Below are 13,718 nucleotides of genomic sequence, written 5' to 3'. Positions count from 1 at the left end.
AATCTCCATAGCGTGTTTTTTCACACCATTCGAGTATAGGTGCCACGCCGGAATGCTGCGCTTGGTGAAAACCCTAGCTTACAAGCTGGTGTCGGCATAAACGCAACACCATGGAAAAACCGCCCGTAGGCGGCTTTTCGTGGCGCTTAGCCGTGCATCGGCGAAAGTACCTGTCTGAGGAACTGTTTGGCCCGGTCGGTCTTGGGCGCGGTGAAGAAGGCTTCGGGTGTGGTGTCTTCAACAATTTCGCCTTCGGCGAGGAAAACCACCCGATCGGCCACTTCGCGGGCAAAGCCCATTTCGTGAGTGACAACCATCATCGTCATGCCCGACTCGGCCAGCTTCTGCATGACGTTGAGTACTTCGCCGATCATTTCCGGATCGAGTGCCGAGGTCGGCTCATCGAACAGCATCACCTTGGGCTGCATCGCCAGGCCGCGGGCAATCGCGACGCGCTGTTGCTGGCCGCCGGACAAATTGGCCGGGTAAGCGTCTTTCTTGTTGTCGAGTCCGACCCGGATCAGCAACTCCATGGCCAGCTTTTCAGCGGCCTCTCGGCTCATTTTCTTGACCTGCATCGGCGCGAGCGTGATGTTGTCGAGGACCGAGAGATGCGGATAGAGGTTGAAGTGCTGGAACACAAAACCAACTTCGGCACGCAGCGTGTTGATATTGGTTTTCGGGTCGTTGACGACGACGCCGGCGACATTGATTTCACCGTCGTCGATCGGTTCGAGCTGGTTGATGGTGCGGATCAGCGTCGATTTGCCCGAGCCCGATGGCCCGCAAACGACCACAACCTCGCCTTGTTTGACCTCGAGGTTGATGTTCTTGAGCACGTGGTGGTCGCGACCGTACCACTTGTTGACGCTGGAGAAGCGGATCATGGGAAGACTGTCTGTCATGGTTTCAAGCGGTCAATTGTGAATGCGGTGAGCAACGACGATCAAGGGAAATGCCGGTAGTACGCCGATCAGCGGGCGGCGAGTGCATTGGTGAGGTCGATGTACTGGCCAACACTGATGTTCTCTGGTCGCCAGCCGGCATCGATCCCCACTGCGGCGAGCGTGGCATCGTCGGCAATGCCCTTGAGGTTGTTGCGGATGGTCTTGCGGCGTTGGCCAAAGGCGGTCGCGACCAATGTCTCCAGCGCCGCGAGATCAACCGCCGGCCAGGGGTTGACCGCCCAGGGCATCATCCGCACCACGCTTGAATCGACCTTGGGCGGCGGATAGAAGGCGGTTGGCGGTACATCGAGTACCTTGTCCATGTTGAAGCGCACTTGCAGCATCACCGAGAGCCGGCCGTAGTCGGTCGTGCTCGGCTCGGCCACCATGCGGTCGACCACTTCCTTTTGCAGCATGAAGTGCATATCGCTGATCGCATCGCCAAAGCTGGCCAGATGGAACAGCAGTGGTGTCGAGATGTTGTAGGGCAGGTTGCCGGCGAGGCGGATCTGGCCGGTCGGATTGATCTCGGCGGCGAGCGCGGCGAAATCGAATTTCAGCGCATCGGCGTTATGGATAACCAGTTGCTCGGGCGAGAAACGCCCGGCGAGATGGCTGACGATATCGCGGTCGATTTCGACCACATGCAGTTTGCCGGCACGCTGCATCAGCGGCTCGGTCAGCGCGGCGAGGCCGGGGCCGATCTCGACCAGCACATCGCCGGGGCGCGGATTGATCGCGGCGATGATGCCCTGAATGACGCCCTGATCTTGCAGGAAGTTTTGGCCGAAGCGCTTGCGGGGAATGTGTGACATGAAAAAACCTTGTGCGCGACTGATTTAGCCGCGGTTGCGTGCGAGCTCGGCCGCGAGGTCGATCGCCGCGCGAAGGCTGCCCGGATCGGCGCGGCCGGTACCGGCGAGGTCGAGCGCGGTGCCGTGGTCGACCGAGGTGCGAATGATGGGCAGGCCGAGGGTGATATTGATGCCTTCGCCAAAGCTGGCGTATTTGAGCACCGGCAAGCCTTGATCGTGGTACATCGCCAACACCGCATCGCCCTGTTCGAGCTGCTTGCGATTGAATAGCGTGTCGGCCGGCAGGGGGCCGATCAGCGCCATGCCCTCGAGGCGTAATGCGTCGAGCGCCGGGATGATGATATCCAGCTCCTCACGGCCGAGGTGACCCGATTCGCCAGCGTGCGGGTTGAGTCCGGCGACGAGAATGCGCGGGTTGGCAAGACCGAACTTGCTTTTGAGGTTGGTGTGCAGAATCCGGATCGTCCGGCTCAGTGACTCGGCGGTGATTGCCGCGGCGACTTCGCTGAGCGGCAAGTGCGTGGTTGCCAGCGCCACGCGCAGCCCGCCGCCGGCCAGCATCATCACCACCTGTTCGGTACCGGTACGTTCGGCCAGATATTCGGTATGACCGTAAAAGAACTTGCCGCCAATGCCGTCGTTGATCACGCCCTTGTGCAAGGGCGCGGTGACAATGGCGTCGAATTCGCCGCCAAGTGCGCCGTCGATGGCGGTATCAAGCAAATCAAGCACATAGCGGGCGTTGGCCGGATTCAGGGCGCCAGCGCTGCACGGTGTTGCGAGCGGCAGGTGCAGCAGTGACACCGGCGCATCCAGTCCCGGCGCGTAATCGGGCCAATCTGCATCAATGCCGATGGCTGCTGCGCGCTCGGTCAGCAATTGCCGGTCGCCCAGTAGTACCAGTTGATGCTCGCCCGCCTGCCCGGTGATTGCCGCAGCAAGTTCCGGGCCGATGCCGGCGGGCTCGCCGGTCGTCAGCGCCAGTACCGGGGGGCGCGACAACATCATTCGTCCTTGAGACGGATGTCGACGTAAGCGCGATCGCGTTGCTGGCGCAACCAGTCTTCATACTGCTCTTCGGCCTTGCGCTGCTTCAGTTCCATGCGAACGCGAAAGCGCTCGCGCTCCTGCGTGACATCCTGCTGGCGCCGCTCGAGCACCTGAATCAGGTGATAGCCGAACTGGCTGCGGACGGGCTGGCTGACTTGATTCGGCTGCAATGCGGCCATTGCCTGCTCGAACTCGGGCACGGTTTCGCCCGGGTTGACCCAGCCCAGGTCGCCGCCTCTGCTGGCGCTGGTATCGTCCGAATAGGCGCGGGCGATGTCTTCAAACTTGCCATCGCCATTGACGATACGGTCGCGCAACTGCACCAGTTTCTGGCGTGCATCGTTGTCGGAAACGAGCTCGTTGGTCTTGATCAGGATGTGGCGTGCATGCGTCTGGGTGACGACTTCCTTGGCGTTCTGCTCGCGCTTGTCCAGTAGCTTCATCAGGTGAAAGCCGGCCGGGCTGCGGATGATGTCGGTGGTGTTGCCAGGCGGCATTTTATCGAGCAGATCGATAAAAGCCTGCGGCAGGCTGCCGGCCGGGCGCCAGCCAAGCTGGCCGCCGCTGGTGGCATCGGGCGCGGTCGAGAACTTGGCGGCAACCGCCGAGAAATCGGCGCCGGACGAGATTTCCTGCTTGGCGCTCTGTGCGCGCAGCCGGCGTTGCTGGATCTGATCCGGCGTGGCGTTTTCCGGTATCGAGATCAGAATGTGCTGCAACTGGTATTCGACCTTGGTCTTGCCGGCGTTGAGCTTGATGTAATCATCCACCTCGCTGTCGGTGACGATGACCTTGGCGTCGATCTCGCGCTCTTTCAGCCGGCTGATCACCATCTCGCGACGGATGTCCTCGCGGAAGTTTTTCCAGGTGACGCCCTGTTTTTCCAGCGTGGCGCGAAACTGCGGCAGGCTCATCTTGTTCTGTTCGGCGATGCGGTTCATGGCGCGATCGAGCATTGCGTCATCGGCCTTCATGCCCATGGCGCTGGCGTACTGCTGCTGAATCAGGTCAATGATCATCCGTTCCAGCACCTGCTGCTTGAGCACATCGGCAGGTGGCGGCTGGATCTTCTGGTTCGCCAGGTTCTGCTTGATCGAGACGATCCGGTCGCTGAGCTCGTCCTGGGTGATGACGCCTCGGTTCACGACGGCGATGACGCGGTCTACGGTTTCGATTGCCGCGTGCGCAAACGGAGCCAGCAGCGCCGAAAGCATCACGGTCATGACGGTTAGAGTGCGGAGCTTCATATTGGAGTTCACTTCAAAGTATCGAAAGTACTGGAATAACCCGGGATCGAGTCGCGCAGCGTCCCGATAGGGTTGCTGCCAAGGCCAAGGCCGCCCAGCTCGAGAACGGCAAAGTAAGTGGTGTTGTACTGGCCATCACCGGCGATATAGCGTTGTGCCGCCAGCCGCAATGCCCAGCAGCCGGCGTTGTATTCGACGCCGGCGAGGGCTTCGAAGGTCTGGTCGTCGTGGATCGAGTAAGTGTAGCGACCTACACCATACCAGCCGCGGCCGAGCGGCCATTGGCCGGACAAATCGACCTGTTCGATGATGCCGTCGGTGGTGTACGAGCCGGCGGCGTCGGTCGAAATGGGGGCGTTGGTATTGCGGGTGTAGCGCAGGTTGATGACGCGGGCGGTATCGGGCGCCCATTGCAGCGACATGTCGGCGCGGCTGGTCTTGCCGTTGACGCCGTCATATTGCAGCGTGTAGTCATACTTGAACTGCTTCCACAACTGCCCGCCGACCGAAAGTAGCAAGTCGGTTTTCTTGCTGTCGGATGGTGGCGTGTTGTCGAGCGTCACTTGCGGTGTTTCGAAGTAGTAACGCTGACCGATGGTGGCGCGGAACAGTTCCGAGCCGTCGTCGGCGCTGAGAAAACGGCTCGTCAGCGCGGCAGTGATTTCATTGGCATCGTTGATGCGGTCGTGGCCAACGAACTTGTTCTCGGAAAAGAGCTGGGTGATCGACAGGTCGGTCAGGCTCGAGTCGAAATTGGGTAGCTTCGACTGATCCTTGTACGGAACATAAACGTAGAACAGCCGTGGTTCCAGCGTCTGGATGTAATCGCTGCTGCCCCAATTGGTATCGCGCTCGAAGTACAAACCTGAATCAATGCTGGCGATCGGCAGTACCCGGCTTTCGGTGCGGGCGTTCGTGCCATCAGCGTCTTTGAGCTGGTAGTAGGTTGCATCGAGCGAAATCTTGGGAACGATGAAACTGTAGGCCGTGTTGAACGGCATGCTTGCCGTCGGGGTGATCCAGCTGCGGGTGCCGTTGACCTTGGTCGGGTGATAGAAATCACCAGCCTCGGCCGCAACCGACGTTTGTACGCCCTTGATCCAGCTTGGTGAGGCATTGAAGTTGATGACCGGCATCCGGTCATAGGGGATGTCGACCGAATTGGTGTCACTTTGCAGCGTTTGGTAGCGCTGCCACAGAAAGGACGCGTTCCAGCCGTCGCCAGCGTAATTGAGTCCGGCTTCGCGCGGCAGATTGTTCTGCTGGGCGATGGCATCGCGGCTACCGAAGTCGTTGAAGTAGTCGTCGTCCGACACCTTCTGGATATTGATGTGCCCGGACAAGCGATCGGTGAACTGCTGGTTGTGCAACCAGGAGAAGGACGAACGGTTGGTCTCGGTTTCCTTGTCGTTGATGTACGAGCCGCTGATCACGCCCGAGTAACTTGGCTGCAGATAGCGGAACTCGCCGCCCGTCATCAGGCCGCGCTCGGTCATGTAGTGCGGGTAGAGCGTCGCATCATAGTTGGGCGCGATGTTCCAGTAGAACGGCGTCAGCAGGTCGATGCCGCTGCGGCTGTCGAAACTCACCGTTGGCGTCAACATCCCGGTCTGGCGGCTACCGGTGAGCGGGAAGTTCATCCACGGCGAATACATCACCGGTACGCCCTTGAACTGGATCCAGCCATTACGGGCGACGCCCATATTGTCGATGTAGTCGAGGTCGAGCTGCGAGGCATTGATATACCAGTCGTCATTGCCGACCGGGCACGAGGTGAACCGGCCCGAGTCGATCCGGTAGAGCTTTTCGCCCTCGAACAGCATCTTCACGCCGTCAGCGCGGCCCAGGCCTTGGCCGACCACGTAATCGGGGTCGGAAAGCTCGCCGGTCGATGAGTCGAGGTAGTAATCAAGCCCCTTGCCGGTGAGCACGTCGCCTTCTTTCTCCATCCGGACGTCTTCACCGGCACGCAGGTGCTTGCGGGTATCGTCGTAGGTGGCCCAGTCCGAGTGCAGCGTGGTGCTCTCTTGCTGGATGATGACATTGCCCTCGGCTTTGAGGGTCTTGGTGCCATCCGGCTGATTCAGTGCGTCGACACGATCGGCCTCGACGTACATCGGCACATCGCTGCTGGTCGTCTCGGCCGCGCAGGCAAGCGCCGACGACAGCGCGAGCAGCAGGGCGGAATAGCGGAAAGGCGGCGCCGGGATACGGGTCATGCGGCCGGGAGTAGCTCTTGATAGAATCGCTGAATTCTACCCGGTTTTTCAGTGACTTCATGAACGTTTCCGATTCCGTTTCCGCCTGGCTCGTCACCGAGACCGGTACGCCGCCCACTTCACTTGCCTCCGGCGGCTCCGACGCCAGCGTGCGCCACTACTGGCGCGCCAGTTGGCCCGAACGCAGCCTCGTGGTGATGCAGGCCGATCCCGCCCAGTTCGATTCGCGCCCCTTCCTCGCCCGGCAATCCGAGTTGGCCGCCGCCGGTATTCGCGTGCCCGAGGTGCTGGCGCAACACCCCGATGCCGGGCTGGTCTTGCTCGAAGATCTGGGCGAAGAACTGCTGGCATCCCGCTTGGGCGACGAGCCCCGCGCGCGCGAATGGTATGTGCGGTCGATTGATCTGCTGGTGACGATGCAGGCCCGGCTCGCCAGCGAGCACCTGCCGGCTTTCGATACCGCCTTCATGCAGCGCGAAATGAATATCGGCCGTGAGTGGTATCTCGAAAAGCACCTTGGTTTCGTGCTTGAGGGCGAGCCGCTGGCGAGCTGGGAGCGCAGTTGTGCGCTGATCAGCGCCTTCAATGCCAGTCAACCGGTCGGCTTCATGCACCGCGATTACCATTCACGCAATCTGATGGTGAAGGACGACGAGCTGGTGGTGATCGACTTCCAGGATGCCGTGCGTGGCCCGCTCGCTTACGACGTGGTATCGCTGCTGCGCGATGCCTATGTCGATTGGGAAGAAGCCTTCGTGCTTGATCTGGCCATCCGCTACTGGGAAAAAGCCCGCGCCGCCGGACTGCCGGTGCAGGCCGATTTCGGCGAATTCTATAAAGCGTTCGAGTGGCTGGGTTTGCAGCGTCATCTGAAGGTGCTTGGCCTGTTCGCCCGTTTGCATCACCGCGACGGCAAGAGCCGCTATCTGGCCGATCTGCCGAGGGTGCTGCACTACGTCAACAAGGTGTGCGAACGCTATGTCGAACTCGGTAGCCTCAAGCGCTTGCTGCTCAAGGCGCACGGCGATCGCGTCGACGTCGGTTTCACCTTTTAAAGCGGGCGGGCGATGAAAGCGATGATTCTGGCCGCCGGGCGTGGCGAGCGTATGCGCCCGCTCACCGACACTTGCCCCAAGCCACTGCTGGATGTCGCCGGCACGCCGCTGATCGGCTGGCACCTGAAACGGCTGGCCGCCGCCGGCATTACCGAGGTAGTGATCAACCACGCCTGGCTAGGCGCGATGATCGAAAACGCGCTTGGCGACGGTTCGGCCTACGGCGTGCGCATCGCCTACTCGGCCGAGAACACAGCGCTGGAAACCGCCGGCGGTATCGCCCAGGCGCTGCCTTTGCTCGGCGATGCACCGTTTGCCGTTATCAATGGCGATATCTTCACCGATTACGATTTTGCCGCGCTCGTTGCCGTGGCCGAGCGGATGCGTGCCAGCGACGCGGTTCGGGCCCATCTGGTGCTGACACCCAAGGCGGGCTACCCGACCGGCCGTGATCTGGCGATCGGCAATGGTCTGGCCATGGTCTGCGCCGAGGAGGATGCCCCGATGACGTTTTGTGGCATCGCCGTCTATCGCCCGGATTTCTTCGCCGACGTGGTGCCGGGGCAGGCATCGCCCCTCTTGCCGCATTTCCTGACTGCAATGGCCGAGCAGCAAGTCAGCGCGGAATGCTTTGGCGGCTTGTGGCTCGACGTTGGAACGATGGACAGGCTTGAATATGCAGGAGAAATTGCCCGCAATCACACCTCCGGCGTTTGATGTGGCGGATTGAGTTTTGCTGCGCTGCAACGTAAGCTGAAGCCATCCGATGGCCGATAGGGAGGCCGAAATGGCCGACAAACGTTTCTTCCATGAACAGGCGGATCGCTTCGCCGCCTTGCAGCACACCCTGCGGCAGGGCTTTGATCCGTTCGGCCTTTTCACCACGGCGTTCAAGGCGCAAATGGCGTGGCTGCAGCATCCGGCCGAACTGGCCAATACCCTGACGGCTTGGGGTTCGGATGCGTGGCACTGGCAACAGCACGCGGCCAGCCGTCTGTTCGGCGCACCCGATATCGACCTGTTTCCGTCGCACCCGGACGATACCCGCTTCGCCGATCCGATCTGGTCCGATGCGCCGCAGTGGGATGCAATCAAGGAATGGTATCTGTTCAATACCCGCTGGCTGCAGGACGTGCTCTATGCGACGCCAGGGTTGACCGAGGCCGAGCGCAACCGTAGTGCCTTCTGGCTGCGGCAATGGCTGAATGCGCTTGCGCCGACCAATGCCTTGCTGCTCAATCCTGGTGCCTTGGCCAAGGCCGCGCTCACCGGTGGCGACAGCGTCTGGCAGGGCTACAAGAATTTTGCCCGCGATCTTGGCCGTGGCGATATTCCGATGACCGATATGGAGGCGTTCAAGGTCGGCGAGAACCTGGCGACGACGCCGGGCGCGGTGGTTTACCGAGGTCGCCTGCTCGAGGTGATCCATTACGCGCCGACGACCCCCAAGGTGCATGCGGTGCCTATCGTCATGGTCGCGCCGTGGATCAACAAGTATTACGTGCTCGACCTCGATGCGAAGAAGAGCATGGTCAAGCATCTGGTCGACCAGGGTTTTTCGGTGTTCATGACCAGCTGGAAAAACCCCGGCACCGCGGATCGGCAGTTGAGCTTCGACGATTACCTCGATGACGGCATTGCCCGCATCGTCGAGGTGGCGCAATCGATCTCCGGCAGCAAGCAAGTCCATCTGGCCGGCTACTGCATCGGCGGAACGCTGACGGCGATCTACCTCGCCTGGCTCGCCAAGCGTGGCGAAGCGGCCCAGGTCGCCAGCGCCACCTTGCTGACCTCGCTGACCGATTTTTCCCGTCCCGGCGACATCGACGTGTTCCTCGACGATGACGGGCTGGCATTTGTCGAACGGGTCATCGCGAAAAAGGGCTATCTGGATGGCAAGGAAATGGCTGCGAGCTTCCGGATGCTGCGGCCCAACAGCCTGATCTGGAATTATTGGGTCAGCAGCTATCTGCTGGGCGAGGCACCGACCGCCTTCGACGTGCTCTACTGGAATATGGACACGACGCGGATGCCGCAGAAGATGCACAGCTATTACCTGCGTGAGTTCTACGTCAACAACAAGCTAATCGTGCCAGATGCGCTGACCATGGCCGGTGAGACCATCGACCTGGGCCGGGTTGCAACGCCGTTGTTCATGGTCGGCACCCAGGAAGACCATATCGCCCCATGGCAGCAGACATGGGCGCTGACCGGCCGCGCCAGCGGGCCGGTGACGTATACCCTGTCGAGTTCGGGTCACATCCTCGGCATCGTCAACCCGCCGCGGCCCGACTCGAAACGCAGCTACTGGCAGGGCGACGCGGTGCGTGGCGAGGGCGCCGATGCCTGGCTCGCACGGCAGCAGCAGACCGCTGGCTCGTGGTGGCCGAGCTGGGTGGCCTGGCTGGCACCGCGCTCGGGCAAGCAGGTCACGCCGAAGCTGGCGAACGCGGCCTATCCGGAAATCGCCGCCGCGCCAGGCGCCTACGTGCTGGGGTAGCGCTACAGCGTGGTTTTGGCGACGACCTTGAGCCCGTCGTCGAGCGTGTAAACGATGGGTTCGCCATTGGGAATTTCGACGCCGACGATGGCCTGGTCGGAAATCCCCTCCAGGTGCTTGATCAGCCCGCGCAGGGAATTGCCGTGCGCCGAGATCAGCACCGTCTTGCCGGCCTTGAGCTGCGGTGCGATCGCCGCATGCCAGTACGGCATGACTCGGGCGATGGTGTCCTGCAGCGATTCGGTCAGCGGCAGCTCGGCATCGGGGATGGCGGCGAATTTCGGATCACCGTGCCCGACGCGCGGGTCGTCGGCGGCAAGCGCCGGTGGCGGCACGTCGAAGCTGCGGCGCCAGATCAGCACCTGTGCATCGCCGTGCCGGGCGGCGGTCTCGGCCTTGTTCAGGCCGGTGAGCCCGCCGTAGTGACGCTCGTTCAAGCGCCAGTCCTTCTCGGTCGGCAGCCACATCCGGTCCATTTCATCCAGCGCCAGCCACAGCGTGCGGATGGCGCGTTTGAGTACCGAGGTGAAGGCGAGGTCCGGGTGGATGCCGGCGGCCTTGAGTTTGCGGCCGGCATCGCGCGCCTGTTCGGCGCCGAGCTCGGTCAGATCGACGTCATGCCAACCGGTAAAGCGGTTTTCGCGGTTCCAGGTTGATTCGCCGTGACGCAAGAGGATGAGGGTGGACATGGCTACTCCAGGTGAGATCAGAAGATCAGCGCCAATAGCGCGCCCAGCCAGACAAGACCGCCCAGGCCGTAGCGCACGCGGCGGCGCAGGGGGCTGTGATGGTGGTGATGCATGTAGACGGCGCTCATGGCGTTCTCCTTGGCATCGAACAGCAGTTTCGTCCACTTCATTATTGATAATCGTTATTATTTAATGAAGTAAATTTTTCCTTCTTTCACCATAGCCCGCTGCTATGGCGATATCGTAGCGGTCGAGCTCCGGTCTGCTTTGCGCTGGCGCAACGCCATGACAGTGCCGTTGCGGTAAAACCTGATCTGATTCCGGTTGTCCCTGCGTATATGCGTCGGGGATAATGCCGTGAACCGCTTGTTACGCAGTTTCCCTTTGAATCGAACCCTGTTTGCGGAGGATGTTCCCCATGGCCAACCGCGCCGAACTTGCCAATGCCATTCGCGCTCTCGCGATGGACGCAGTGCAAAAAGCCAACTCTGGTCACCCTGGCATGCCAATGGGCATGGCCGAAATCGCGTTGGCACTGTGGGGCGAAGGCGAAATGCGCTTCAACCCGCAAAACCCGCACTGGGCCAACCGCGACCGTTTCATCCTCTCCAACGGTCACGGTTCGATGCTGCAATACGCGCTGTTGCACCTGACCGGCTACGACGTGTCGATCGACGATCTGAAGAATTTCCGTCAGTTGCATAGCAAGACCCCGGGTCACCCGGAGTACGGCTACACCGTCGGTGTCGAAACCACCACCGGCCCGCTGGGTCAGGGCATCACCAACGCCGTCGGCTTCGCGCTCGCTGAAAAGCTGCTGGCGCGCGAGTTCAACAAGCCGGGCTTTGACATCGTCAATCACCATACCTACTGCTTCCTCGGCGACGGCTGCCTGATGGAAGGCATCAGCCACGAAGCCGCCGCGCTCGCCGGCACTTGGGGCTTGGGCAAGCTGGTGGCGTTCTGGGACGACAATGGCATCTCGATCGACGGCCATGTTGAAGGCTGGTTCACCGACAATACGCCGGGCCGTTTTGAAGCCTATGGCTGGCATGTGATCCGCCCGATCGACGGCCACGATGTCGACGCGGTGAAGAAGGCGATCGAAGAAGCCAAGGCCGTCACCGACAAGCCGACGCTGATCTGCTGCAAGACCATCATCGGCAAGGGCAGCCCGAACAAGGCCAATAGCCACGATTCGCACGGCGCGCCGCTGGGTGATGCTGAAATCCGCGCGACCCGCGACAGCATCGGCTGGTTGTACGAACCGTTCGAAGTCCCGGCGCAGGTCTACGCCGCCTGGGACAAGAAAGAAGCCGGCGAGAAGTGGGAAGCCGAGTGGAATCGGCTGTTCAAGGAATACGCCGAGGTTCATCCGGATCTGGCTGCCGAGTTCAAGCGCCGCAACGCAGGCGAATTGCCGGCGACGTGGAGCAAGGTCGTCGCCGATGCAATCGCCGAGGCCAATGCCAAGGCCGAAACCATCGCCACCCGCAAGGCCAGCCAGAACGCGCTGTCGGCCTATGTGCCACACCTGCCGGAAATGCTCGGCGGCTCGGCCGATCTGACCGGCTCGAACCTGACCAACTGGAAGGGCAGTACGCCACTGAAGCGCGTTGGCAACGAACTCGTTGGCGACCATATCAGCTACGGCGTGCGTGAATTCGGCATGGCCGCGATCATGAACGGCACGCAGCTGCATGGCGGCTGGCGTCCGTACGGCGCGACCTTCCTGATGTTCAGCGAATACGCCCGCAACGCGCTGCGCATGGCCGCGCTGATGAAGATTCCGACCCTGTTCGTGTTCACCCACGACTCGATCGGTCTCGGTGAAGACGGCCCGACCCACCAGGCCGTCGAACAGACCGCAACGCTGCGGCTGATCCCGAACATGAACGTCTGGCGTCCGGCCGATACCGTCGAAACGCTGGTGGCCTGGGCCGATGCGATCGAGCAGAAGGCCACGCCGTCGACGCTGATCTTCACCCGCCAGAACCTGCAGTTCCAGTCGCGGACCGACGCGCAAATCGCCGACATCAAGAAGGGCGGTTATGTGCTGCGCGATGCGGCGGATGCCAAGGTGGTGCTGATCGCAACCGGCTCCGAGCTGGACCTGATCGTCAAGGCCGCCGAAGTGCTGGCCGCTGAAGGCATTGCCGCTCGCGTGGTGTCGATGCCGTCGACCAACGTCTTCGACAAGCAGGACAAGGCCTACCAGGCATCGGTACTGCCGGCCGGCGTGCCGCGTCTGGCGGTCGAGGCTGGCGTGACCGACGGCTGGCGCAAGTATGTCGGCCTCGAAGGCGACGTGATCGGTCTGGATCACTTCGGTGAATCGGCACCGGCCGGCGAGCTGTTCAAGCTGTTCGGCTTCACCGTCGACAACGTCGTGGCACGTGCCAAGGCGCTGCTGAAGTAAAAATCTGACCCATCTGGCGGCTGCGCCTGCGCATTTTGCCCTCGTCCGATGCTCGGAACCTCGCAAGGGGACTACCTATCGGGTCGTCCTCATGGACCTGCATGTCCATTCCGGTTCCTGCGCTTCGGGCGCGAGCAAACTGCTTTGGCTCGCTCGCCAGCTCGGCCAGGTTTCGAAGTGATCAGCAGCCACTGAACAACGGGCCCTACGGGGCCCGTTTTTTGTTGCCTGCCGTTCGTGCGCGCCCGGTGGCGCTTGCTGTCGCTGCGACGGCTGCCTAGACTCCTGCTCGTCATCCTCTCCGGTTTGCCCGTGCGCATCTCGCTCGCCCGTTTCCTCCGTCTTGGCCGTGTGCCGGCGCTGATCGCGCTGGTGCTGCAGCTCGCGCTGCCGTTCGTGCACGCGCAGGCGATGGCGAGCGGCGCGGTCACCGTGGCGCTGTGCGCACCGGGCGGCGAGATCCGCCAGGTCGTGATCGCCGGCAAGGACCAGCCGGTCAAGTCGGCCATCGCCTGCCCGGTTTGCGCGGTCATGGCGGCGCAGGCACTGCCGCCACCGGTACCGACATTCACGCTGCCGCTGGTCGCGCTGATCGCGGTGACACCGGCGCTCGTCGCCGCGTTATGGCCGGCACCGGCGCGGCGCGTCTGGGCGCACGCGCCGCGCGCGCCACCCATCCTGCTCTGATTCGTCTCCCTCAAATCCGATAACACGAATCATCGGCGCGCCCTCGTGGCGCCGCCGGTTGCCGCGCGTGCGCGCGGCGCAGGAGCCTGC

12 protein-coding genes are annotated in these 13,718 nt (G+C 62.0%); 5 read left to right on the top strand and 7 right to left on the bottom strand.

Features of this window, described 5'->3' with window-relative positions:
- Positions 1 to 146 precede the first annotated feature (146 nt).
- The 5 genes from JLC71_RS10985 to JLC71_RS10965 all read right to left on the bottom strand — a co-directional run bounded on the left by JLC71_RS10985 (position 147) and on the right by JLC71_RS10965 (position 6,278).
- Entirely contained in the window at positions 147 to 887 is a 741-nt protein-coding gene (locus JLC71_RS10985) for an amino acid ABC transporter ATP-binding protein (protein WP_200918340.1), read from the bottom strand.
- An 86-nt stretch (positions 888 to 973) separates the two neighbouring features.
- The gene (gene rsmA, locus JLC71_RS10980; RefSeq protein WP_200915457.1) at positions 974 to 1,762 is read right to left on the bottom strand and encodes a 16S rRNA (adenine(1518)-N(6)/adenine(1519)-N(6))-dimethyltransferase RsmA; all 789 of its coding nucleotides are present in this window, start codon (positions 1,760 to 1,762) and stop codon (positions 974 to 976) included.
- Between the two features lie 24 nt (positions 1,763 to 1,786).
- On the bottom strand, positions 1,787 to 2,767 hold the full coding sequence (gene pdxA / locus JLC71_RS10975; protein ID WP_200915456.1) for a 4-hydroxythreonine-4-phosphate dehydrogenase PdxA: 981 nt from the start codon (positions 2,765 to 2,767) through the stop codon (positions 1,787 to 1,789).
- On the bottom strand, positions 2,767 to 4,059 hold the full coding sequence (locus tag JLC71_RS10970) for a peptidylprolyl isomerase (RefSeq protein ID WP_200915455.1): 1,293 nt from the start codon (positions 4,057 to 4,059) through the stop codon (positions 2,767 to 2,769). The genes pdxA and JLC71_RS10970 overlap by 1 nt, the downstream gene beginning before the upstream one ends.
- 8 nt (positions 4,060 to 4,067) lie before the next feature.
- Positions 4,068 to 6,278 carry an LPS-assembly protein LptD gene (locus tag JLC71_RS10965; RefSeq protein ID WP_200915454.1) on the bottom strand — a complete coding sequence of 737 codons (2,211 nt, stop codon included), beginning with the start codon at positions 6,276 to 6,278 and terminating at the stop codon, positions 4,068 to 4,070.
- 59 nt (positions 6,279 to 6,337) lie between these two features.
- Between JLC71_RS10965 and JLC71_RS10960 the strand changes: the two genes are divergently transcribed.
- The 3 genes from JLC71_RS10960 to JLC71_RS10950 all read left to right on the top strand — a co-directional run bounded on the left by JLC71_RS10960 (position 6,338) and on the right by JLC71_RS10950 (position 9,833).
- The gene (locus JLC71_RS10960) at positions 6,338 to 7,333 is read left to right on the top strand and encodes an aminoglycoside phosphotransferase family protein (RefSeq protein WP_200915453.1); all 996 of its coding nucleotides are present in this window, start codon (positions 6,338 to 6,340) and stop codon (positions 7,331 to 7,333) included.
- A 12-nt stretch (positions 7,334 to 7,345) separates the two neighbouring features.
- Positions 7,346 to 8,050: an N-acetylmuramate alpha-1-phosphate uridylyltransferase MurU gene (gene murU / locus JLC71_RS10955; protein ID WP_200915452.1), complete on the top strand. Its 705-nt coding sequence runs from the start codon at positions 7,346 to 7,348 to the stop codon at positions 8,048 to 8,050.
- Between the two features lie 70 nt (positions 8,051 to 8,120).
- Complete coding sequence (locus JLC71_RS10950) at positions 8,121 to 9,833, top strand: PHA/PHB synthase family protein (RefSeq protein WP_200915451.1); 1,713 nt, start codon at positions 8,121 to 8,123, stop codon at positions 9,831 to 9,833.
- A 2-nt stretch (positions 9,834 to 9,835) separates the two neighbouring features.
- Here JLC71_RS10950 and gpmA read toward each other — a convergent pair whose 3' ends face one another.
- Complete coding sequence (gpmA, locus tag JLC71_RS10945; protein WP_200915450.1) at positions 9,836 to 10,522, bottom strand: 2,3-diphosphoglycerate-dependent phosphoglycerate mutase; 687 nt, start codon at positions 10,520 to 10,522, stop codon at positions 9,836 to 9,838.
- 17 nt (positions 10,523 to 10,539) lie between these two features.
- On the bottom strand, positions 10,540 to 10,692 hold the full coding sequence (locus tag JLC71_RS10940) for a hypothetical protein (RefSeq protein ID WP_200915449.1): 153 nt from the start codon (positions 10,690 to 10,692) through the stop codon (positions 10,540 to 10,542).
- A 248-nt stretch (positions 10,693 to 10,940) separates the two neighbouring features.
- Between JLC71_RS10940 and tkt the strand changes: the two genes are divergently transcribed.
- Positions 10,941 to 12,941 carry a transketolase gene (gene tkt, locus JLC71_RS10935; protein ID WP_200915448.1) on the top strand — a complete coding sequence of 667 codons (2,001 nt, stop codon included), beginning with the start codon at positions 10,941 to 10,943 and terminating at the stop codon, positions 12,939 to 12,941.
- A 255-nt stretch (positions 12,942 to 13,196) separates the two neighbouring features.
- Entirely contained in the window at positions 13,197 to 13,628 is a 432-nt protein-coding gene (locus JLC71_RS10930) for a DUF2946 family protein (protein ID WP_200915447.1), read from the top strand.
- Positions 13,629 to 13,718 lie beyond the last annotated feature (90 nt).

Origin of the sequence: Jeongeupia sp. HS-3 (genome assembly GCF_015140455.1) — a bacterium.
Taxonomy (GTDB): domain Bacteria; phylum Pseudomonadota; class Gammaproteobacteria; order Burkholderiales; family Chitinibacteraceae; genus Jeongeupia.
This window is presented reverse-complemented; position numbering and strand designations above follow the sequence as displayed.

Excerpts from the sequence above, each read along its gene's own strand:
- pdxA (WP_200915456.1), bottom strand. The coding sequence starts at position 2,767 with ATGTTGTCGCGCCCCCCGGTACTGGCGCTGACGACCGGCGAGCCCGCC.
- JLC71_RS10965 (WP_200915454.1), bottom strand. The coding sequence starts at position 6,278 with ATGACCCGTATCCCGGCGCCGCCTTTCCGCTATTCCGCCCTGCTGCTC.
- JLC71_RS10940 (WP_200915449.1), bottom strand. The coding sequence starts at position 10,692 with ATGAAGTGGACGAAACTGCTGTTCGATGCCAAGGAGAACGCCATGAGC.
- JLC71_RS10970 (WP_200915455.1), bottom strand. The coding sequence starts at position 4,059 with ATGAAGCTCCGCACTCTAACCGTCATGACCGTGATGCTTTCGGCGCTG.
- JLC71_RS10985 (WP_200918340.1), bottom strand. The coding sequence starts at position 887 with ATGATCCGCTTCTCCAGCGTCAACAAGTGGTACGGTCGCGACCACCAC.
- tkt (WP_200915448.1), top strand. The coding sequence starts at position 10,941 with ATGGCCAACCGCGCCGAACTTGCCAATGCCATTCGCGCTCTCGCGATG.
- murU (WP_200915452.1), top strand. The coding sequence starts at position 7,346 with ATGAAAGCGATGATTCTGGCCGCCGGGCGTGGCGAGCGTATGCGCCCG.
- rsmA (WP_200915457.1), bottom strand. The coding sequence starts at position 1,762 with ATGTCACACATTCCCCGCAAGCGCTTCGGCCAAAACTTCCTGCAAGAT.
- JLC71_RS10960 (WP_200915453.1), top strand. The coding sequence starts at position 6,338 with ATGAACGTTTCCGATTCCGTTTCCGCCTGGCTCGTCACCGAGACCGGT.
- gpmA (WP_200915450.1), bottom strand. The coding sequence starts at position 10,522 with ATGTCCACCCTCATCCTCTTGCGTCACGGCGAATCAACCTGGAACCGC.
- JLC71_RS10950 (WP_200915451.1), top strand. The coding sequence starts at position 8,121 with ATGGCCGACAAACGTTTCTTCCATGAACAGGCGGATCGCTTCGCCGCC.